The sequence below is a fragment of the Streptomyces sp. WY228 genome (assembly GCF_019287315.1).
Classification (GTDB): Bacteria; Actinomycetota; Actinomycetes; order Streptomycetales; family Streptomycetaceae; genus Streptomyces; species Streptomyces caviscabies.
In genome coordinates this window covers 4,653,240-4,674,343 of record NZ_CP079114.1, presented here as the reverse complement: position 1 = coordinate 4,674,343, position 21,104 = coordinate 4,653,240, and the positions used below count along the sequence as shown (strand labels likewise).

The 21,104-nt window shown below is 72.5% G+C and carries 19 protein-coding genes; 7 read left to right on the top strand and 12 right to left on the bottom strand.

The genetic code is table 11. The features are described 5' to 3' along the window. Positions 1-24: 24 nt before the first annotated feature. The 5 genes from KV381_RS20365 to KV381_RS20345 form a co-directional block, all read right to left on the bottom strand. A complete protein-coding gene (locus KV381_RS20365; protein ID WP_230543937.1) occupies positions 25-687 on the bottom strand; it encodes a SigE family RNA polymerase sigma factor in 663 nt (220 codons plus the stop codon). Positions 688-959: 272 nt separating this feature from the next. Continuing rightward, positions 960-2,033, bottom strand: coding sequence for an aspartate-semialdehyde dehydrogenase (locus KV381_RS20360; RefSeq protein ID WP_030086986.1), 1,074 nt, complete (start codon positions 2,031-2,033; stop codon positions 960-962). After that, complete coding sequence (locus KV381_RS20355; protein WP_030086984.1) at positions 2,030-3,301, bottom strand: aspartate kinase; 1,272 nt, start codon at positions 3,299-3,301, stop codon at positions 2,030-2,032. The genes KV381_RS20360 and KV381_RS20355 overlap by 4 nt, the downstream gene beginning before the upstream one ends. A 244-nt stretch (positions 3,302-3,545) precedes the next feature. Then, on the bottom strand, positions 3,546-5,672 hold the full coding sequence (locus tag KV381_RS20350) for a LamG domain-containing protein (protein WP_256995112.1): 2,127 nt from the start codon (positions 5,670-5,672) through the stop codon (positions 3,546-3,548). A 447-nt stretch (positions 5,673-6,119) separates the two neighbouring features. Then, on the bottom strand, positions 6,120-7,079 hold the full coding sequence (locus tag KV381_RS20345; protein ID WP_050505070.1) for a hypothetical protein: 960 nt from the start codon (positions 7,077-7,079) through the stop codon (positions 6,120-6,122). 423 nt (positions 7,080-7,502) lie between these two features. On the opposite strand from KV381_RS20345, the gene KV381_RS20340 reads away from it, so the two are divergent. Then, a complete protein-coding gene (locus KV381_RS20340) occupies positions 7,503-8,348 on the top strand; it encodes an SDR family oxidoreductase (protein WP_218785947.1) in 846 nt (281 codons plus the stop codon). Positions 8,349-8,429: 81 nt separating this feature from the next. Here KV381_RS20340 and KV381_RS20335 read toward each other — a convergent pair whose 3' ends face one another. From KV381_RS20335 to KV381_RS20325, 3 genes are all read right to left on the bottom strand, one after another. Then, positions 8,430-9,089: a DUF5063 domain-containing protein gene (locus tag KV381_RS20335; protein WP_030086974.1), complete on the bottom strand. Its 660-nt coding sequence runs from the start codon at positions 9,087-9,089 to the stop codon at positions 8,430-8,432. Positions 9,090-9,172: 83 nt separating this feature from the next. Then, positions 9,173-9,772, bottom strand: coding sequence for a recombination mediator RecR (gene recR / locus KV381_RS20330; RefSeq protein WP_030086971.1), 600 nt, complete (start codon positions 9,770-9,772; stop codon positions 9,173-9,175). Between the two features lie 111 nt (positions 9,773-9,883). After that, positions 9,884-10,228: a YbaB/EbfC family nucleoid-associated protein gene (locus KV381_RS20325; RefSeq protein WP_003967515.1), complete on the bottom strand. Its 345-nt coding sequence runs from the start codon at positions 10,226-10,228 to the stop codon at positions 9,884-9,886. Positions 10,229-10,548: 320 nt separating this feature from the next. Between KV381_RS20325 and KV381_RS20320 the strand changes: the two genes are divergently transcribed. Continuing rightward, entirely contained in the window at positions 10,549-11,352 is an 804-nt protein-coding gene (locus KV381_RS20320) for an SLATT domain-containing protein (protein ID WP_218785945.1), read from the top strand. Positions 11,353-11,484: 132 nt separating this feature from the next. On the opposite strand, the gene KV381_RS20315 is transcribed toward KV381_RS20320, so the two are convergent. The 3 genes from KV381_RS20315 to KV381_RS20305 form a co-directional block, all read right to left on the bottom strand. Further along, positions 11,485-12,135: a hypothetical protein gene (locus KV381_RS20315; RefSeq protein WP_030086969.1), complete on the bottom strand. Its 651-nt coding sequence runs from the start codon at positions 12,133-12,135 to the stop codon at positions 11,485-11,487. 59 nt (positions 12,136-12,194) lie between these two features. Further along, positions 12,195-12,914: a GntR family transcriptional regulator gene (locus KV381_RS20310; protein ID WP_098023527.1), complete on the bottom strand. Its 720-nt coding sequence runs from the start codon at positions 12,912-12,914 to the stop codon at positions 12,195-12,197. Positions 12,915-13,084: 170 nt separating this feature from the next. Continuing rightward, on the bottom strand, positions 13,085-14,467 hold the full coding sequence (locus KV381_RS20305) for an aspartate aminotransferase family protein (protein ID WP_086779905.1): 1,383 nt from the start codon (positions 14,465-14,467) through the stop codon (positions 13,085-13,087). Positions 14,468-14,629: 162 nt separating this feature from the next. Here KV381_RS20305 and KV381_RS20300 point away from each other — a divergent pair, with 162 nt between their 5' ends. The 3 genes from KV381_RS20300 (at position 14,630) to KV381_RS20290 (ending at position 17,934) form a co-directional block, all read left to right on the top strand. Next, positions 14,630-15,253, top strand: coding sequence for a DJ-1/PfpI family protein (locus tag KV381_RS20300; RefSeq protein WP_218785943.1), 624 nt, complete (start codon positions 14,630-14,632; stop codon positions 15,251-15,253). Next, positions 15,246-15,770 (top strand): MarR family winged helix-turn-helix transcriptional regulator, encoded by a 525-nt coding sequence (locus tag KV381_RS20295; RefSeq protein ID WP_256995111.1) that lies wholly within the window; start codon positions 15,246-15,248, stop codon positions 15,768-15,770. The genes KV381_RS20300 and KV381_RS20295 overlap by 8 nt, the downstream gene beginning before the upstream one ends. A gap of 388 nt (positions 15,771-16,158) precedes the next feature. After that, on the top strand, positions 16,159-17,934 hold the full coding sequence (locus tag KV381_RS20290; protein ID WP_103538279.1) for a serine/threonine-protein kinase: 1,776 nt from the start codon (positions 16,159-16,161) through the stop codon (positions 17,932-17,934). Here the strand turns inward: KV381_RS20290 and KV381_RS20285 are convergent. Continuing rightward, positions 17,916-19,256, bottom strand: a complete 1,341-nt coding sequence (locus KV381_RS20285) for an MFS transporter (RefSeq protein ID WP_030633946.1) — start codon at positions 19,254-19,256, stop codon at positions 17,916-17,918. The genes KV381_RS20290 and KV381_RS20285 overlap by 19 nt on opposite strands. A 174-nt stretch (positions 19,257-19,430) precedes the next feature. Between KV381_RS20285 and KV381_RS20280 the strand changes: the two genes are divergently transcribed. Next, positions 19,431-19,982 (top strand): TetR/AcrR family transcriptional regulator, encoded by a 552-nt coding sequence (locus KV381_RS20280; protein WP_030633944.1) that lies wholly within the window; start codon positions 19,431-19,433, stop codon positions 19,980-19,982. A gap of 114 nt (positions 19,983-20,096) precedes the next feature. Further along, positions 20,097-21,050, top strand: coding sequence for an aldo/keto reductase (locus KV381_RS20275; RefSeq protein ID WP_030633942.1), 954 nt, complete (start codon positions 20,097-20,099; stop codon positions 21,048-21,050). The last annotated feature ends 54 nt before the right edge of the window (positions 21,051-21,104 follow it).

The following is a 21,104-nucleotide window of genomic DNA, read 5'->3' as shown; positions in this document are numbered from 1 at the left end:
GTTCGGGGCGCTGGTCGGGCCCGCTCATGTCTGGGCCTCCATCACGACGCGCAGGGCCGCGATGCCCCGGGAACCGTACGCCTTGACCGACCCCAGGGAGATACCCAGCGTCTCGGCGACCTGGGCCTCCGTCATGTCCGCGAAGTAGCGCAGCACCAGCACCTCGCGCTGGCGTCGCTGGAGCCCCTTCATCGCCTTGATCAGCGCGTCCCGCTCCAGCTGGTCGTAGGCGCCCTCCTCCGCACTCGCCATGTCCGGCATCGGCTTGGAGAGCAGCTTCAGCCCGAGGATGCGGCGGCGCAGCGCGGATCGCGAGAGGTTGACCACGGTCTGGCGCAGATACGCGAGGGTCTTCTCCGGTTCGCGGACCCGGTTGCGCGCGGAGTGCACGCGGATGAACGCCTCCTGCACCACGTCCTCGCAGGACGCCGTGTCGTCCAGCAGCAGGGCCGCGAGACCGAGCAGGGAGCGGTAGTGGGCGCGGTAGGTCTCGGTGAGATGGTCGACCGTGGTTCCAGCTGCCACCGTCTCTTCAGCACCCCCGCGCTGCGAGGGCAACGAGGCCGGTCGCGCAGCGGGCATGGGCGCGATCACCGGCATGCCGCCGGGCGCGCGGGGCCGCCGGAGCGGACGCACCGAAGCGCCTCGCAACGGGCCCACCACTGTGATGTCGAGAACCTCTGCCACGCCTGTTGGACACGCTGCCCCCCGTCAGGGTTGTACGCGGACGGCGCCACGTTCGACGCTGTGCGACATGCCCTCATACGTACCTGCTCTTCCCCAAATGCCCCGTAATGGCGTCCGGCCACGCAGAAGTGACCGCATAGACGCCGCCCGGCCGCGGTGCGGTTGCAAAAAGGCCGGGAGATCATCGTCGGATACGACAACGCCCCAGCTCAAGAGGTTCAGACCAGCTAATTGCTCACAGGGCGTTCACAGATCCTACAAAAAAGGTTCGATCACGCTCGGGGAAATTCGGCGGCGACCGATTCGGCGATCTGCGCCACGTTCAAAGCCGCACCTTTTCGGAGATTGTCCCCGCAAAGGAACATTTCCAGGGCGCGCGGTTCGTCCATCGACCGGCGGACGCGGCCCACCCAGGTCGGATCGGTGCCGACCACATCGGACGGGGTGGGGAAGTCTCCGGACGCCGGGCTGTCGAAGAGCACCACGCCCGGGGCGGTCGCCAGGATCTCGTGCGCCTTGTCGACGGCGACCTCGTTCTCGAAGCGGGCGTGGACGGACATCGAGTGCGTGGCGACGACGGGGACGTACACACAGGTCGCCGTGGTCCGCAGATCCGGCAGGCCCAGCACCTTGCGGCACTCCTCGCGGATGGCGATCTCCTCGGACGACCAGCCGCCGCCGGCGTCCGTACCGGCCCAGGGCACGACGTTCAGGGCGATGGGCGCGGCGAAGGGGCTGTCCGCCGTGGACGCCTCGTCGCCGAGGGCCCGCCGTACGTCCCCGGGGTGGGTGCCGAGATCCGTACCGGCCACCAGGGCCAGCTGCTCGCGCAGGGCCGCGACCCCGTCCCGGCCGGCGCCGCTGACCGCCTGGTAGGAGGAGACGATCAGCTCGCGCAGCCCGAACTCGGCGTGCAGCGCGCCGACCGCGACGATCAGCGACAGCGTGGTGCAGTTCGGGGACGCGATGATGCCGCGCGGCCGGAGCCGTGCGGCATGGGGGTTGATCTCGGGGACGACGAGCGGCACGTCGTCGTCGAGCCGGAAGGCGGCGGAGTCGTCGATGACGACGACGCCCTTGGCGGCGGCGATCGGGGCCCAGTGGGCGGACACCTCGTCCGGCACCAGGAAGAGCGCCACGTCGACGCCGTCGAACACGTCCTCGGTGAGTGCGAGGACCTCGCTCTCCTCACCGCGCACGACCAGCTTGCGGCCGGCCGAGCGCGGTGAGGCGACGAGTCTGACCTCGCCCCAGACATCCGCGTGCTGCGAGAGGATCCGGAGCATGACACCGCCGATCGCCCCGGTCGCACCGACGACCGCGAGCGAAGGGCGGTGTTCCGTCATCGGCCGGTGCCTCCGTAGACGACGGCCTCGTCGGAGTCGCTGTCGAGACCGAAGGCGGTGTGCACGGCGCGCACGGCCTCGTTGACGTCGTCGGCGCGGGTGACCACCGAGATACGGATCTCGGAGGTCGAGATCAGCTCGATGTTCACGCCCGCGTCGGACAGCGCCTCGAAGAATCCGGCCGTGACGCCCGGGTTGGTCTTCATACCGGCGCCGACCAGGGAGATCTTCGCGATCTGGTCGTCGTAACGGAGCGAGTCGAAGCCGATGGAGGCCTTGGTCCGCTCCAGGGCGTCGATGGCCTTGCGGCCCTCGGCCTTGGGCAGGGTGAAGGAGATGTCCGTCAGCCCGGTCGACGCGGCGGAGACGTTCTGCACCACCATGTCGATGTTGACCTCGGCGTCCGCGATGGCACGGAAGATCGCGGCCGCCTCGCCCGGCTTGTCCGGGACGCCGACGACGGTGACCTTGGCCTCCGAGACGTCATGGGCGACTCCGGAGATGATCGCGTGCTCCACCTGCTGGTCCCCTTGCGGCTCGTTGCTGACCCAGGTGCCGCGCAGTCCGGAGAAGGACGAGCGGACGTGGATCGGGATGTTGTAACGGCGTGCGTACTCGACGCAGCGGTGCAGCAGCACCTTGGAGCCGGACGCGGCCAGCTCCAGCATGTCCTCGAAGGAGATCCAGTCGATCTTCTTCGCCTTCTTCACGACCCGGGGGTCCGCGGTGAAGACGCCGTCGACGTCGGTGTAGATCTCACAGACCTCGGCGTCCAGCGCGGCGGCCAGCGCGACGGCGGTCGTGTCCGACCCGCCGCGGCCGAGGGTGGTGATGTTCTTGCCCTCCTGGCTCACGCCCTGGAACCCGGCGACGATGGCGATGTTGCCCTCGTCGATCGAGGTCCGGATGCGGCCCGGCGTGACGTCGATGATGCGCGCTTTGTTGTGGACCGAGTCGGTGATGACACCGGCCTGGCTGCCCGTGAACGACTGGGCCTCGTGGCCCAGGTTTTTGATCGCCATCGCCAGCAGGGCCATGGAGATCCGCTCACCGGCGGTCAGCAGCATGTCGAATTCACGGCCGGTAGGCATCGGAGACACCTGCTCGGCGAGGTCTATCAACTCGTCCGTCGTGTCGCCCATCGCGGACACCACGACAACCACCTGGTTGCCGTTCCTCTTGGCGTCGACGACTCGCTTGGCGACCCGCTTGATGCCCTCGGCATCGGCTACGGAGGAGCCTCCGTACTTCTGCACGACAAGGCCCACGTGCGCTCCTCGCTCAGTCATTACTGCGGTCGGCTCAGTTTAACGAGCAGCCCGGAATCGACCCGTCCTTACCAGATGGTGAGATGTCCCGCTCATCACCCGATACGGCGTGTCGCTCCGAACTGCTCGTACGGGGCTGTTGCCCACCCAGCCCGCGAGCACTCCCGTTTGTGTCCCAGCCCACACGATCCGTACGGAAAGCGCGAGCCGGGACACGTCCGGTTACGGCAGCTGCCGGATCCCGTTACGGCAGCTGCCGGATCTGCGTCTCGGACAGCACACCCGCGTAGGCGTACACGCTGTCCACCACGCCCTTCAGGTGCTCGCCCCAGCCGTCGGCGGTGCGGCCCCGGCCGAGCTGGAGCCCGCCGGTGCTCTTCCAGGCGGCGTCGAAGGCGGCGGTGCCGCCCTCGGCGTCCTTCGACCCGTCCACGTAGAAGGACACCTGGTTCGCGGAGGCGTCGTGCACGACGGTGACCCGGTGGCCCGACCCGATGTCCCCGTCGGGCCACTCGATCCGGCGCAGCACGGTCTCCGGCGCACCCGGCTCGTCCGCTTGCCTCAGCACCAGGTCCCAGCTGGAGTTCTCCGGGTCGAAGCGCACCTTGAAGACGTCACCGTGCTCGCCGCCCTGGGAGAGGGCCGTCATCGGCGTCGCCGGGGCGTCGTCGGTGAGCCGGACGCGGGCGCTGACGGTGAAGCTCCCGGAGGTGTCGACCACCGGGGCGTCCGTGGCCGCGTGGCCCGAGACCCCGTCGAGGCGCAGATGCCCGTCACCCTCCAGCGGCCAGTCCTGGCCGCAGAACGGGTCGAAGGGGTCGCAGGGGTCGTCGTCGAGGCGGTATACCGAGGCTCCGACGCCCAGCTTCAGCGGTGCTCCCCCGTCCGACTCCGGGGCGAGGCCGTCCGGCGCGGTGTCCAGCGCCCAGTGGCCGACCCGCTGCGCGGCACGGGTGGCGAGGGCCGCCAGCTCGTCGGGCACGACGATCCGGTCGTACGCGCGTACGTCACCGATCTCGCCCTGCCAGCGGTCGCGGTAGCCCTGCGTCCCGCGCGCCCGGCCGATCTGGAAGTCGCCCTCGCCCGCCACGGGGACGGCGGCCGTCTCCTCGCCGACCGCGCGGCCGTTGACGTACAGCCGGGCCGTGCCGGTCTCCGCGTCGTACTGGCCGAGTACGTACGCCCAGTCGCCGGTCTCGGGCAGGCCACCCGTGACCCGGGCCCCGCCGACGGCGAACGACCAGGCGGGGGCGGAGTCGGCCTGCGTCAGCCCCAGGGTGAAGGCGCGCCCCGTGCCCGCGTCCTGCGAGAGGACCGTACGGGTGCCGTCCACGCGCGCCGGCCGGACCCAGCCGCCGACGGCGAAGTCCTTCGCGGTGTCGGCGACGACCGGGGCGCCCGGGGTCAGGAAGCCGTGGCCCGTTCCGTCGAGCGCGGCGGTGGAGGTGAGCGGGGTGCCGGAGGGCGCGGGCGCACCGAACGTGACCCCCGCACCGGCCCGGGCCGCGGTGCCGTTCTCGGCGGCGGCGGTACGGGTGCCCGCCGCGTCGGCGAGCTGCCACCGGGCCACCGGGGCGGGCCCTTCCCCGATCAGGAAGGTGTAGTCGGTGCGCGCGCTGCGATTGCCCGCCCGGTCCTGCGCCTGTACCGAGAGAATCTGGCGGCCGGACTTCCGCGGCACGAAGCGGATCTCGGCCGAACCGTCGGGCCGGACGTCTGCCGTGCGCGGTGGCTCACCCATGAACTCGTAGGCGAAGGCGACGATGTCCTCGGCCTGCGCCGTGAACCGGAAGGTGCCCCGGACACCGACACCGGGCGTCCAGGTGTCGTCGTCCGGATAGTCGGAGGACGTGACGACCGGGGCGTCGGGCCTTGTGCGGTCGTAGACGAACTCGCAGGGCGCGCCCGCCCCTTCGCTGCTCCAGGCGGAGGCCCCCGCGTCGTTGACCGCCCGCACCCGCCAGGACACGACGGTCTCGTCGGGGACGGTGTCCGGCAACTGCCACGCGAACGGGGCGGTGTCGTTCATCGTGGAGGTGGTCATGGACACGCGCTCCTCGGCGCCGCCCTCGCCCTGCCACCACGCCTCGAACTCGCCCCGGACCCGGCTCGCTTCGCCCGGCTGCCCGCCCCCGGGCCCGTACAGCCGCGCCGTCACCTGCGGGACGGTCCCCACGTACGGCCGGTCCTCCCCGGTGACGCATTCCGCACCGCCCACCGCCAGATCGGCGACCTGCGGCTGCTTCGGCAGCCCGTCGCCCGCCGCCAGTACGGTGCCCGGCGTCGCCAGCACCGTCCCGGCGGCGATCGCCGCCGCGACGGCAGCCCGTCTCGCTCGTCTCGCCTGTCTCTGTCCGGTACGTCCTGTCATGCGCGTTCCCCTCCCCTGTCCGGCCCTTGAAGATCGACGTTCAAGGGCCGGGGGAGATTAGCAACAGCGTGCGACAACCGCCCCCGGATATCCGTCCCGGATTCCGCACGCGGAGCCGGCGGCCGCGTAGCCGTCAGGCTTCTCGACGCGGTCGCGCCGGTTGGTGTCGGCGTCGCGCGAGGTGACTTCCACGGTCATCAGTACGCCGTTGGGGGCAGCCCACTCCCCCGCCCCGGCGAAGTGCTCGTCGGGCGCGAGAACGCCGTCCGGTCGGGCACGGGCTTGACCCGAACCTGTCCCTGGATGAACTCCAGCCGCACCAGCTCGGGCACTCGGCGGGCGAGTTCCTCGAACTCTTCAGTACTCATCCGGGGCTGGGCGGTGGTCCTGGAGGCATGGCGTCGCCTCCTCGCCTCCATGGTGCCCCGACCGGGATCTCCCGCACCCTCATCGACGCGGCCTCGGGGCCGGAAGGGCCGGTCGGGCCGTGGCCGAGCGGAGTTCGGCCATGCGGGCGGCGACGTCGACCTCGGCGCGCGGGCGGGCCAGGAAGGTGTCCGGTACGTAGCCGGTCAGGCCCGCCGCCTCGTCGCGGGCGATCGCCTCCTTGCAGTCGAGGCAGACGCCGTGGTCCAGCGTGGTCGTCGTCTCGTCCTCGTCGCAGAACAGGCACATGATCACGGCGCCCACGATCTGCTCGCCCGGGTGGTCCTTCTCCGGCAGGGGGGCGGGGCTCGGCGGCATCTTGGTCTCCAGTCGCTTTCGGAGGAGGGGTCCGGCGGAGTGCACGGACTCCGGCAGGCCCGAGGTCAGGGCCTGGGTGATCTGTTCGCGGCCGGCGCCGCGCGCCAGCCACTCCCCGACCAGGTGTTCCAACTGCACGCAGTCGCCCTCGGAGAGCTGGAGCCGGGGCTCACGGCGGCCGAGCCCGGCGAGGACGTCGTACGCCTCCGAGCGCGGGGCGCGTACGCCGGGCTCGGGCTGCGGCCGCGGCTCCTCGGCCGGTTCCGTGGATGTGGATACGGCGGCGGGCGCGGGCGGCTGACCCGGAGCGTCCATGCCCCGGACGAACCGCACATGGGCGGCCCACCAGGCGGCATCGCGGGCGGTGCGGGAGAAGTACGTACGGGTCACCCAGCGCATCTGGCCGTCGGCCACGGTGACATGGACCTTGATGCGGCGCAGGTGCCCGGCCCGGGTCAGCCGGTCGAGCGCGCTGCGGCACGCCTGCTGCCCGTAGTCCGGCAGCTCCTCGGCGAGCACCTTGTAGCCGATCGCCGCGCCTTCGGGGAGCCGGTCGATGTACGCGGCGATGGCCGCCTCACGCGGTTCCAGACCGGCGAAGTCAGCGGCGCGGGGCGGGGCCTGGTCGGGGGCGTCGCGCTTTCCGTACCCGACTTTCGCCATGGGGTGGGCGGGAGCGCGCAGGGCAGCACTAAGGTTGGCATCAGCCATGGGGATCGAGCCTTTCTACAGCGGCGATCTCTGACGGTCAGACCCCGGTCGGTGTTGTGAGCACCACCGGGGTTGTCCGTTTTACGGATTGTGGGTTGCTGTTCGTGAACCTAGAGCGTGCGTACGCTCCGGCGCAACCCGATCACCGAACGTCACTCGTGGTCGAATTCGGGCAGCCTGAACGGCAGTTAGGGAGGGTGGGTGGGTTGAACCCCACCACCCATTCCTACAGAGAGAGCTCGGGGCCCGGGGCTCGCGGCTCGGGGCTTGAGCCCCGGGCGGACCTGCGGAATCAGCCTGCTCCCTCAAACGGCTTGATCTGAAGGACGGTTGAGGTTCTAGCGTTCCCGATGTCGAACAGAGGAGCGCTGAGTGATGACGATGGTGGTGACCGGTGCGACCGGGAACATCGGCAGGGAGCTGCTGCGGCAGCTGTCCATGGACGGCCGCGGGGCCAGTGTCCGGGCACTGACCCGCGACGCGGCGCGGGCCGGGGCGGCGGTGCCCGACGGGGTGGCCGTGGTGGAGGGCGATCTCGGGCGGCCCGCGTCGCTGAAGTCCGCGCTGGACGGGGCGCGTTCGCTGTTCCTGGTCTCGGGGGTCGGCGACGACGCCGGAGTCCTGGACGCCGCCCGGGACGCGGGGGTGGAGCACGTGGTGCTGGTCTCCTCCATCACCGTCGAGACCCATCCGCACCTCGGCCCGGCGCAGGCGAATCTCGCGGTCGAACGGCGGCTGCGGGAGAGCGGGATGGAGTGGACCGTGCTGCGGCCGACGCAGTTCGCCTCCAACACCCTCTGGTGGGCGGATTCCGTGCGCGACGCGTCCGTCGTGCGCGTGCCGTACGCGGACGTCGGGCTGCCCGCCGTCCACCCCGCCGACATCGCCTCGGTGGCCCGGGCGGCACTGACGGGGCCGGGTCACCGGGGACGGACGTACCCGCTCACCGGGCCGGAGCGGATCACTCCGCGGCAGCAGGCCGGTGAGCTGGGACGGGTGCTGGGCCGGGAGGTGGCCTGCGTCGGGATCGGGAGGGAAGCGGCGTACGGGCCGATGGCCGCGATGATGGGCGCCGAGGTCGCGAACAGCGTGCTCGACCTGATGGGCGGCGACGTCAACAACGCGCTGCTGGCCGTGCACGACACCGTGGCCCGGGTCACCGGCTCACCCGCCCGGCCCTACCGCCGCTGGGCAGAGGAGAACGCCGACGCGTTCCGCTGAGGCCGGGCGCGGACGCCGACGCGTACCGGTGAGACCGGGCGGAGGCGTCGGCCCGGCTGCTTCACCGGGCGTGGGCGCCCGCTACTTCACCGGCCGCAGGCCCAGCGGTCCCGCGATCTCCTGGAGCATCACGCGGCCCGCCTCCTCGGCGAGGTCGTCCTCGCCCGGGTCCTGGTCGGTGTCCAGGCCGTCCAGCTCCTCCAGGGGCTGGCCGAGGCGGATGTGGGCGACCAGGGACTGGAGGGCTCGGAGGGTGGCGGAGGCGGTGGAGCCCCAGTTGGAGAAGTACGAGAACTGCCACCACCACAGCGCCTCGGCGGTGCGCTCGGCGTCGTAGTGCGCGAGGCCGTGGCCGAGGTCGGTGACCAGGTCGGCCAGGTCGTCGGAGATCCGGTGCGGAACCGGGGCCTTGCGGGGCTCGTACGGGTCGAAGACCTCGGAGTAGACGTCGATCGGCTCCAGGAGCGCCGCGAACCGCTCGCGCAGACCGTCCGCGTCCGGCTCCGCGCCGAGGTCCGGTTCGTACCGCTCGTCGGGGAGGACGTCCTCGTACGCGCCGAGGCGGCCGCCCGCGAGCAGGAGCTGCGAGACCTGGAGGAGCAGGACCGGAACGGCCTCTTCCGGCTCGTCGACCTTGGACACCTCGGTGACCGCGACGATGAACGTCTTGATCTGGTCCGCGATCTGGACGGCGAAGTCGCCCGGGTCCTGCGTGACGGAGTTCAGCGTGGCGTCAGACATCGAGGGGACCTCCCGTGGGCGCGGTCACAGACGGTGAAGCGAGGGGCGGTACGTGCGAGTGCCGGGGGTGTACGGCGGTGGCGTCAGACATCCAGCAGCCGCCTCCCCTCGAAGGCGCGGCCCAGGGTGACCTCGTCGGCGTACTCCAGGTCGCCGCCGACCGGCAGACCGCTGGCCAGCCGGGTCACCTTGAGGCCCATGGGCTTGACCATCCGCGCCAGGTAGGTGGCGGTGGCCTCGCCCTCCAGATTGGGGTCGGTCGCGAGGATCAGCTCCGTGATGGAGCCGTCCGCGAGCCGCGCCAGCAGCTCGCGGATGCGCAGGTCGTCCGGGCCGACGCCCTCGATGGGGCTGATCGCCCCGCCCAGGACGTGGTAGCGACCCCGGAACTCACGCGTCCGCTCGATCGCGACGACGTCCTTGGGCTCCTCGACCACACAGATGACGCTCTGGTCGCGGCGCGCGTCCCGGCAGATCCCGCACTGCTCCTGCTGCGCGACATTGCCGCACACGGCGCAGAACCGGACCTTGTCCTTGACCTCCAGGAGGGCGTGCGCGAGCCGGCGTACGTCCGTGGGCTCGGCCTGCAGGATGTGGAAGGCGATCCGCTGCGCGCTCTTGGGACCGACGCCGGGCAGCCTGCCCAGTTCGTCGATGAGGTCCTGAACAACGCCTTCGTACAACGGAACGCCTCTCTTCGCTTCCTGCTCCGTACCGTAGTGGGTACGGGTCGGTACCTGTAGGCCCCGTGGGGCACCTGTGGGCCCCGTGGGGCCCGGCTCACTCCGGTCCGGTCAGAACGGCAGGCCGGGGATGCCGCCACCGCCGCCCAGGCCCTGCGCCAGCGGGCCGAGCTTCTCCTGCTGGAGCGCCTGCGCGTTCTCGTTGGCCGCCTGGACGGCCGCGACGACGAGATCGGCGAGCGTCTCGGTGTCCTCCGGGTCCACCGCCTTCGGGTCGATCACCAGGGCGCGGAGCTCGCCGGAACCGGTCACAGTGGCCTTCACCAGACCGCCACCCGCCTGTCCGTCGACCTCGGTCCTGGCCAGTTCCTCCTGGGCCGCGGCGAGGTCCTGCTGCATCTTCTGGGCCTGCTGGAGCAACTGCTGCATATTGGGCTGGCCACCACCGGGAATCACGGTCACTCCTGGCATTTCGACGACAAATGTTTCGGTAAGCCGAGCCTACGTGCTCCCCGGTCACCGCGCTCCACCCGCCGGGGAGCAACTCTTTCGGGTGAGATTCCGGACCCTGCGTGGATGCTCCTATACCTGACCAGCGGCCGTGTACAGGCGGGAATCCCGCGATTTCGACCCCACGGCCCACCATTCGGCGGTAGGAAGGGCATGCGCATCGGCACACGAACGCGCATGAGCGGTGACGCAGAGTTACCCCCTACGCGTACGTTCCCGTCCGTTCCCGTCCGTCCCCGTCCGTCAGAGTGCAGAGGAGTGCCCCGGTGAGCCAGCCGGAGATGCAGCCCGAGGGGCCGCCCCGCAAGGAGTCCGATGCGGGATCCGGTGAGAACGGAGCTGAGCATTCCGCTACGGGAGCCCCGGCCGGCGGCCGCGCCCGAGGGAGCGATCTGACCGGGCGCCCGTTTCCGCTCGGCGACTGGGGCGAACCGGCCGAGCGGCTCGACGAGCTCTACCGCTGGGTCGAGACCGGCGCCCTGGACACCGCCGACTGGTATCTGAACGACCGGATCTGGAAGCGGCGGGCCGCCAGGGCCCTGCGGATGGGCACCGCCGCCGGGGTGGTCGCCGGGGCGGCCCTGCCGCTGCTCGATCTGACCGGCACGCTGAGCGGTTCGGCGGGCTGGGGCTATCTGTCGCTGCTGCTGGGGGCCGCCTGCATGGGCTGCGACCGGTATTTCGGCCTCACCTCCGGGTGGATAAGGAACCTCGCCACGGCCCAGGCCGTGCAGCGGCGGCTCCAGGTGTTGCAGTTCGACTGGGCTTCGGAGTGCGTACGGGAGATGCTCGGGCCGACCGAGGGCACGGCCAGCGAGGCGGCCGAGCGGTGCCTGGGGGTGCTGCGGAGGTTCTCGGAGGACATCACCGAGCTGGTGCGGTCGGAGACGGCGGACTGGATGGTGGAGTTCCGGGCCGGGCCCGCGCCGATGGGTATGCAGGCCCTGGCGACGGGGAGCGCGGGCGGGCGGGGGGAGCCGGGGGCTCTGCCGGGGCGGTTCTCCATGCCGTCGGTGGCGGCGCGGCCGAACATGCCGCGGCAGCGACCGCCGGAGTCGCCGCCGCGGTGAGGTGTTTCGGGGGCTCCGCCCCCGGACCCCCGGTCCTCAATCGCCGGACGGGCTGGATTTGGGCGCCCCGGTCCGAGGGCGAACCCAGACGGGCTGGATTTGGGCGCCCCGGCCCGTGAGGGGTCGAGAGGGCTAGCTGAAGATGATCATTGAGCCCTGGGCCAGGCTGCGGGTCGCCGCCGCGTGGAGGCCCAGCCAGACGTGGCGTTCCCGGGCGAACGGGCTGTCGTCGTAGGGGATCGGGTCCGCCGGCTGTTCCAGGGTGGTGGGGCCGGCGGGCGGTTGCGGGGCGGCCGGCGGGTTGGCCGGGTCGATGCCGATGGCCGGGGCCACGAACTCCAGCTCCCGCAGCAGCCCGTGCGCGGAGCCCAGCGGACCGCCGCCCGCCAGGAGCGCGTCGTCGGAGAGCGGGGCCGGGAAGTCCACCGGGACGTACGCCCCGGCGTGGTCGTAGTGCCAGACCAGGTGCGACTGCTGCGCGCCCTGTTCGAACATCTCCAGGAGCTGCTCGTAGTCGCCGTCGAGACCGGCGACCGGGGTGACCGCGAGGCCGCTCAGCTGGAGCAGGTAGGCGCGGCGCAGGAAGTGCAGCGCGTCGTAGTCGAAGCCGGCCACGGGGGCGACGTCCCCGGTGAGGCCCGGCATGTACGCGTAGACGGGGACGGGCGGCAGCCCGGCCTCGGTCAACGCCTTGTCGTAGACGGCGATCTCTTCGGCGAACGGGTTGTCGGCGCTGTGGCACAGCACATCGACGAGGGGGACCAGCCACAGGTCACAGGCCACGAAGTCTCGCTCTCGGAAGGTTCGGGCGATCGTCGGGACAGCGTAATGCGGGGCGAACCTCACGCACAGTGCCCCGGCGACTCCGGCGCATCGGGGACGCTCCTCCCGGCCTCCGCCGCCTCCAGCCGGTCCGCCCAGGCGAGCGCGTGTGCGTAGTAGGAGTGCATGGCGGCGTGGACCTGTTCGTGGTCGCACCGGCCGATGGCCTCGACCAGTTCCTCGTGGCCGAACCACAGGACGTCCTCGTCCATGCCGTCGCGGCGCAGCCGGTGCACGGCGAACACCCAGGCCTGGACGCGGAGCTTGGTGAGGAAGTCGGCGATGTACGGGTTGAGGACGAACTGGCCCAGTTCCCGCCAGAACCGCAGGTCGTACCCGATCAGCACGTCGAGGTCGCCGCCCTTGGCCGCGCGGACCGCCTCCGCGGCCCGGCGGCGGATCGAGGCGAGGGCCTCGGGCCGGACGGCGACCCGCTCGGCGGGGTTGCGGAAGAGGCCCTCGACGACGAGGGCGCGGGCCTCGGCCATCGCCCGGTAGTCGGCGACGGTGAACTCGCGTACCTGGAAGCCGCGGTGCTGGTCGGAGGCGAGGAGCCCCTGTGCGGAGAGGTCGAAGAGCGCCTCGCGGACGGGCGTCGCGGAGACCCCGTACTGCTCGGCGATCTGCTTGACGGTGAACTCCCGGCCGGGCGGAAGACGCCCCGCGAGCACCTCGTCCCGCAGCGCGTCGGCGATCTGCTGGCGCAGGGTGTTGCGCGTCACACCTCCGCTCGTACTCATGCCGGCCCCCATCCGTCCGTCCCGTCACTCTGGCTCGGGTCACCTTAAGCCAGCGCCGCCGCCGTGCCCGATTCCGGGCACGGCGGGGAGGCGTACGGGGTCGATCGCGTACGGAATCGGGTGATCCGGTTACCCGGCGTGCGGGCTCCGCCCTGTGCGGCCTGTGCGGCCTACGCGCCCTGCACCGTGTACGTGTCGGCGACCGAGAGCGCGATGTCCAGGGCCGCGAGCCCTTCCTTCGCCTCGGCCTCGGAGACGTTGCAGGCGGGGACGGCGTGGGTCCGGTTCATGTTGATGAACGGCCACAGCCCCTGCTTCTTCGCCGCGGCGCCGAACGCCGCCATCGGGGCGGCGGCCTCGCCCGAGGCGTTGTACGGCACCAGCGGCTCGCGGGTCTCGCGGTCGCGGACCAGCTCCAGCGCCCAGAACGCGCCGAGGCCGCGGACCTCGCCGACCGAGGGGTGGCGTTCGGCGAGTTCGCGCAGGCCGGGGCCGAGGACGGTCTCGCCGATCCGGGCCGCGTGCTCGACGACCTTCTCGTCCTCCATCACACCGATGGTGGCGACGGCGGCGGCGCAGGCCAGCGGGTGCCCGGAGTAGGTGAGGCCGCCGGGGTAGGGGCGGGTCTCGAAGGTGGCGGCGATCTCGGCGTTGATGGCGACGCCGCCGAGCGGTACGTAACCGGAGTTGACTCCCTTGGCGAAGGTCAGCAGGTCCGGCACGACGTCGAAGTGGTCGGCGGCGAACCAGGCGCCGGTGCGGCCGAATCCGGCCATCACCTCGTCGAGCACGAAGACGATCCCGTACCGGTCGCAGATCTCGCGCACCCCGGCGAGGTAGCCGGGCGGGGGCGTCATGATGCCGGCCGTGCCCGGGATCGTCTCCAGGATGATCGCGGCGATGGTGGCCGGCCCCTCGAAGGCGAGGGTGTCCTCCAGGTGCTGGAGGGCGCGGGCGCACTCCTCGGCCTCGGTCTGCGCGTAGAACGGCGAGCGGTAGAGGAACGGCGCCCAGAAGCGGACGACGCCCGCCGAGCCGTTGTCGGAGGGCCAGCGGCGCGGGTCGCCGGTGAGATTGATCGCGGTGGAGGTGGCGCCGTGGTACGAGCGGTAGGCGGAGAGCACCTTCGTACGCCCGGTGTGCAGCCGGGCCATGCGGATGGCGTTCTCGACGGCCTCGGCCCCGCCGTTGGTGAAGAAGATCTTGTCCAGGTCACCCGGGGTGCGCTCGGCGATGAGGCGTGCGGCCTCGGAGCGCGCCTCGATCGCGAACGCGGGCGCGAAGGTGGCGAGTCTGCCCGCCTGCTCCTGGATCGCGGCGATCACGGTGGGGTGCTGGTAGCCGATGTTGGTGTAGACGAGTCCGCTGGTGAAGTCGAGGTAGCGGTTGCCGTCGTAGTCCCAGAAGTAGGACCCCTCGGCGCCGGCGACGGCGAGCGGGTCGATGAGGCCCTGGGCGGACCAGGAGTGGAACACGTGCGCGCGGTCCGCGGCCTTCACGGCCGCACCGGCCGCGGGGTCGGCGTACGGGGCATGAGGGGCATGAGGGGTCATGCGGCGAGCGTAGGCGCTGGTGGGGCACGTCTCCATGGCCACCTTGTACGGCCTGGGGCGGATGGATCGGCAAGGTGTCGGGGTTCGGGGGAGAGGCCGATCGATGATTGACAGCATGCTGTCGACATGACAGCCTTCTGTCATCGAGTCGAGGAGGTCATCATGACCAGCAGCAGCGACAGAACCGTGCATCTCGCCGTCTACGACACCTTCGCCGACTGGGAGACGGGGTACACGACCGCCCATCTCGCGCAGAACGGCTACACCGTGCGGACCGTGGGCCTCTCCCGGGAGCCGGTGACGACCATGGGCGGTCTGCGCGTCCGGCCCGATCTGTCCTTGGACGAACTGCGGGCGCAAGACAGCGCGTTGCTCATCCTGACCGGGGCGGCGGAGTGGGACTCGGGCGACGCGCTCGCCCCGTTCGCGCGGGCGGCCCGGGACTTCCTGGACGCGGGGGTGCCGGTCGCGGCGATCTGCGGGGCGACGGCCGGGCTGGCCCGGGAAGGGCTGCTGGACGGCCGGGCGCACACGAGCGCGGTCTCCTTCTACCTCGCGGCGACGGGGTACACGGGCGGCGCGCGGTACGTGGACGCGGACGCGGTCACGGACGGCGGGGCGGACGGGGCCGGGCGTCTGATCACGGCCGGGCCGACGGAGCCGGTGGCGTTCGCGCGGGAGGTCTTCGCGCTGCTCGGGGTGTACGACGCGGAGAAGCTGGACGCTTGGTACCGGCTGTTCCATGACTCGGACGCGAGCGCGTACGAGGTGTTGCAGGGTGCGTGACGGCGACGGTGACGGTGACGGTACGGAGGCGGGTGCGGGTGACACCCCGTCCCAGCAGGAGCTGCTGAGCCGGGCCGCGTTGACGGTGTTCCGGCTGAACGGGCAGTTCCTCTCGGTGGCCGACGAGTTGGCGCGGCCGGGCGGTCTGACGGCGGCGTGGTGGCAGGTGCTGGGGGCGGTGCTGCCGGAGCCGTTGCCGGTGGCGGGGATCGCCCGGGCGATGGGGATCACCCGGCAGAGCGTGCAGCGGATCGCGGATCTGCTGGTCGAGCGGGGGCTCGCGGAGTACGCGGAGAACCCGGCCCATCGCCGCGCGAAGCTGTTGCGGGTGACGGGGGCGGGGCGGGAGGCGGTGTCCCGGATCGGCCCGTCCCACGCGGAGTTCGCTGCGCGGCTGGTGGGGGAGCTGGGGGTGGAGGGGGTGGTGGAGGCAGTGGGGGTGCTGGAGCGGTTGTCGCAGGCCTTGGACACCCTCAACCTCACCGCCACGGACCGGGCCGGCCCGTCCGGCGCTTGAGGACGGAAGCCCGCTGACATCGGGCCCGGCCACCCCAGCCCGTCCGGCGCTTGAGGACGGAAGCCCGCTGACATCGGGTCCAGCCACCCCAGCCTGTCCGGCGTTTGAGGACGGAAGCCCGTCGGCGTCGGGGCCCGGGCTGAACGTGTTGGCTCCTCCGGGGCACCGCCCCTGGTGTGCGCACCGCCCCCGTCGGCCAAGGGTTCCGTCCTCAAACGCCGGACGGGCTGGAAGGGTGCGCCGGGCGGGCTGTGAGGTGCGGGACCAGGAGCGTGGGGGTGGCGGAACCGGTGGGTGGGCTTGGGGTGTCCTGAGTTGGGGGGACGGGCGGGGTCGTTCGTGGGGGCAGCGTTATTCTCGTGCGGGCCGTACGGGGAGGAAGCGCACCATGGACAAGCTCGGGTCCGACGACCCGCACCGCATCGGTGCGTACCGCCTCCTCGGCCGCCTGGGCGAAGGCGGCATGGGCCAGGTCTTCCTCGCCCGCTCCGACCGCGGCCGCACCGTGGCCCTCAAACTCGTCCGCCGCGAACTCGCCGAGCAGCCCGAGTTCCGCGCCCGCTTCCGCCAGGAGGTCCGTGCCGCGCACCGGGTCGGCGGCGCGTGGACCGCACCGGTGCTGGACTCCGACACCGAGGCCCCCGTCCCCTGGGTCGCCACCGGTTACGTCGCCGGGCCCTCGCTCCAGCGCATCGTCTCGGGCCGCCCCGGAGCCCCGGTCACGGCCTCGGGGGCGTACGGGCCGCTGCCGTCGCGTTCCGTACGGTTCCTCGGGGCCGGGCTCGCCCACGCCCTCCGGCACATCCACGGGGCGGGGCTGATCCACCGGGACCTGAAGCCCTCCAATGTGCTGATGACCATCGACGGGCCCCGGGTCATCGACTTCGGTATCGCCCGCGCCCTGGAGTCCGTGCCGGACGGCGATCTGACCCGCACCGGGGCCCTGGTCGGCTCGCCCGGCTTCATGGCCCCGGAGCAGGTCCGCGGCGAGCGCGTGACCACCGCGTGCGATGTGTTCTGCCTCGGGGCCGTCCTCGCGTACGCCGCGTCGGGCCGGCTGCCGTTCGGTACGGCGGAGAGCGGCGGGGTCCATGCCCTGATGTTCCGGATTGCCCAGGAGGACCCGGACCTGACCGGCGTACCGGAGGAGTCGGCCGGCCTCGTCCGGGACTGCCTGGCGAAGGACCCGGCCGCCCGCCCCGGCACCGACGAGATCCTGGCCCGCCTGGGCGAGACGGACGCGGACGAACCGTGGCTGCCCGCCACCCTCATCGCCCAACTCGGCCGCCAGGCCGTGGGGTTGCTCGACGCGGAAGACCCTGAGTACCCGGCGGACCCGGCGGACCCGGCTGCTCCGGAGGGCCCGCACGGTACGCAGGCCCCACCGCCCCCGCAGGCCCCCCGGAGCAGCCAGGGCTTCCCCGCCCGGACCGGCCCGATACCGCCGGCCCCCGCGCCCACGCCGATACCGCCGACGCACCCCGCCGCCCCGGCCGCTCCGGCCGCCCGGACGGAAACCGCCCCGCCGTACTCCCCGTACGCCCAGCCCCACCCGCCCTACGGCCCCACCGCCGAACAGCCCCTCCCCCCGGCCTACTTCGCGCCCACGCCGCCCCCGCCCGTCCGGGAGCGCCGCTCCGTCGGGGCCACCGTCGCGCTCGTCGCGGTCGCCGTGATCGTGGCGATAGGCGCGGGCGGATCCGTGTACGCGTTCATGAACGGCGACGGGCCGGGAAAGACCGCATCGCCCGGCCCCTCGGGCTCCGCCGACACCGGCGGCAGTGGCGGGCAGCAGGGCGGTGAAGGCGCCGTACCGCAGGGCTTCCTCGGCACCTGGTCGGGCTCCATACCCGGCGAACAGGGCCCGTCCACCCGCACGTTGACCATCCGGCAGGGCGACGTGGGCGACCAGGTCCTCGCCCTCACCGCCGAGGGGCCCCTCGCGTCCGGGTCCTCGTACCACTGCGAGTTCAGCGCCCCGCTGGCCGACAGTCCCGCCGGGGACGGCCCGGTCCGCATCGGCCCCTCCACGGTGTCCTCCGGGAGCCCCGCCTCCTCCTGCTCCCCCGGCAAGCCCACCGAGCTGACCCTGCTCACGGACGGCACCCTGCGCCGCACCACGACCGGCACGGGCGAGAGTCTGATCTACACCAGGTCCGGCTGATCCGACCCGGTGCGCGGCCGGCCCTCCCGCGAAGCGGCCGCCCCGGTGCCGGGCCCCTCCCGCTCCGGCACAGGAGACCGCAGCGCCCGGGTGATCAGTGCCGCGCCGCCCAGCAGGACGAGCACCACCACCATCGCGTTGCGCAGCCCCACGTGGTCGGCCAGGAAGCCCAGCGAGGGCGGGCCGACCAGGAACGCCGCGTAGCCCGCCGTCGACACCGCCGCGACCCGGGCCGAGGCGTCCTCCGGCCTCGCCCCCTCCCCCGCCGCCGAGATCGTCACCGGGAAGCCCAGCGAGGCGCCGAGCCCCCACAGCACGACCGCGGCGCCGGCGAGCAGCGCGCTGGAGGAGAAGATCACCAGCGCCACGCCGACCGCCGCCACCAGCGCGCTGGCCCGGACCACGGCCGCGGGCCCGTAACGCACCAGGAGCGGTCCGCCCGCGAACCGGCCCGTCGTCATCGCGACGGCGAACAGCATGAACGTCAGCGATCCGGCCGTCGCGCTCGTCCCGTGGCCGTCCACCATCAGCAGCGGCAGCCAGTCGTTGGCGGATCCCTCCGCGAAGGCCATGGCCAGCACGATCAGGCCGATCAGCACCAGCCGCCGGTCCCGCCAGACCGCCAGCTGCCCGCGCACACCGCCCGTGCGTTCCCCGCCCGCGCCCTGCCCGGTGCCGGTCTCCGAGCCGGAGTCGGAGCCGGGGTTCTGCGCGTCCGCCTCCGCCTCCGCGCGCCCCGTACCCGCCGGAACCGCCCGTACGGTCCACACCCCGGCCGCCGTCACGGCGACCGCGACCGCCGCCAGGTGCCAGCCGACCGGGAACCGGACCGCCGTCAGAGCCATCCCGGCCAGCGCGCCGACCACGGTGCCCAGGCTGAAGCAGCCGTGCAGCACCGGCAGGACCGGGCGGCCCAGGGTCCGTTCGACGGCCGCGCCCTCGATGTTGAACGCCACCTCCGCCAGGCCCATCCCGGCCCCGAACAGCGCCAGCCCGCCGAACACCCCGGCCGACACCTCCAGCGCCGCGCCCCCGGCGATCACCGCGAGACCGGCCACCAGCAGCCCCGCCCCGAGGGCGATCACCGACCGGCCGCCGTGCCTGCGCACGAGGCCGCCCGAGACCAGCACGCCCGCCATCGAGCCGATCGAGAGCCCGAACAGCACCAGGCCCATCGACCCCGTGGACACCTCAAGGGCGTCCCGTACGGCAGGGGTCCTGGCCACCCAGGACGCCATGCTCACCCCGGTGGCGAGCATGAAGAGGAAGAGTGCGGCGCGCCAGCGGCGGGTCGCGGCGTCCATGAGCGGCGGGTTCTTCATCGGAGCAGTGCCTCGGCAGACGGGTGAGGGGCGGAACGCGCGGGAGGGTCACCGTGCATGACCCGCGGATGTACGAGCGTACGCCCGAAGCGTACGTTCGTACACTCCCCCGAGCCCTATGCTGCGAGGAGGCCGAGCCGACCGGCCGGGAGAGACCGAGGAGAGGAGCGCCGCGTGGCGACAGGGCGCACCGACCCCGAGCGGCGGGACCGCATCATCGACGCGGCGCTGGATCTCATCGTCGACGAGGGCGTGGCGGGCGTCTCGCACCGCAAGGTCGCCGCCCGCGCGGGCGTGCCGCTCGGCTCGATGACGTACCACTTCTCCGGCATGGACGAGCTGCTGCACGAGGCGTTCACCCGGTTCGCCGGCACGATCGTCGCCGTCTTCGAGGAGCGCCTGGGCGCGGCGAACACCCGGGACGAGGCGCGCGAGGCCGTCGCCGACCTCGTCCACCACCTCTCCGGCGGCAACCAGCGCGAGCTGATCCTCACCCACGAGCTCTACACCCTCGCCGCCCGCCGGCCCGCCTACCGCGAGCTCACCCGCACCTGGATGGGCCGCAGCCGCCGCGCCCTGGAATGGCACTTCGACCCGGCCACCGCCCGTCAGCTCGACGCGCTCATCGAGGGTCTGTCCATCCACCGCGCCCTGGAGACCGAGCCGCACGACCGGGCCCTGACGGTCGAGGCGATCGCCCGGATCACCGCATCCCGTTCCGCCTGAACTTCCCGAAGTCGTCGGAGGTCGGCAAGTAGTAACGGGATCCTGGGCTTCGAGAACGCCTGCTGGTGCCATGGAGTGGTCGCTTTCCTCTGTGGAGAAGGGAGTCCTCGCGGGATGCGGACCACAACACTGGGCAGGGACGGGCCGGTCGTCGGCCGGCTGGGGCTGGGGGCGATGGGCCTCTCGTACCGCTACGCCCCGGGCCTGCGGGACCGGAGCAAGGCCGTATCGCTGGTGCGGGAGGCCGTGGACCTCGGGGTCAACCTCGTCGAGACGGCCGGCGCCTACGCGGCCGGGGAGAACGAGCGGCTGATCGGCGAGGCCATCCGCGGCCGCCGCGACGAGGTGGTGCTGTGCACCGGCGGCGGGCTGCTCGGCGACGCCGGCGGTGTGCTGCGGCCCGCGGGCGGTCCGCAGGCGCTGCGGGACGCGGTCGACGAGAGCCTGCGCCGGCTGCACGTGGACCACATCGACCTCTATCTGCTGCGGCGCGTCGACCCCGGCGTACCGCTGGAGGAGAGCTGGGGCGCACTGGCCGAGCAGGTCTGGGCGGGCAAGATCCGCATGCTGGGGCTGCCCGTGGTCACCGTGCAGGAGGCGCGCGACGCCGAGGCCGTGCACGAGGCGGCGGCGATGGCCGCCGAGGTGTCGCTGTTCACGCGCTGCGGTCTCGACGACGTCGTGCCGTACGCGGTGGAGCGCCGGATCGCGCTGCTGGCCGGCGCCCCGCTCGGCCGCGGTCTGCTGGCCGGTGCGCTGTCCACGCACGACGACCTGGCCCCGGACGACTGGCGGCGCACCCAGCCCCGGTTCGCCCCACGGGCCATCCGCCACAACGTCGCCCTCACCCAGGCCGTCGCGCAGGTGGCCGCCCGGCACGAGGCCACCCCCGCGCAGGTCGCCCTGGCCTGGCTGCTCCGGCTCGGCGATCACGTGGTGCCGCTGCCCGGCACGCGCACGTCGTACCACCTCGCGGAGAACCTCGGCGGCGACCGGGTCCGGCTGACCCAACAGGACCTGACCGACCTGGAGTTCCTCCCCTACCCGGCGGGCGCGCCCGAGGCGTGAGGCCCTCCGTGCCTCCGCCGCACACTGCGCACCGCTGACCGGCTCTCCCTGGCT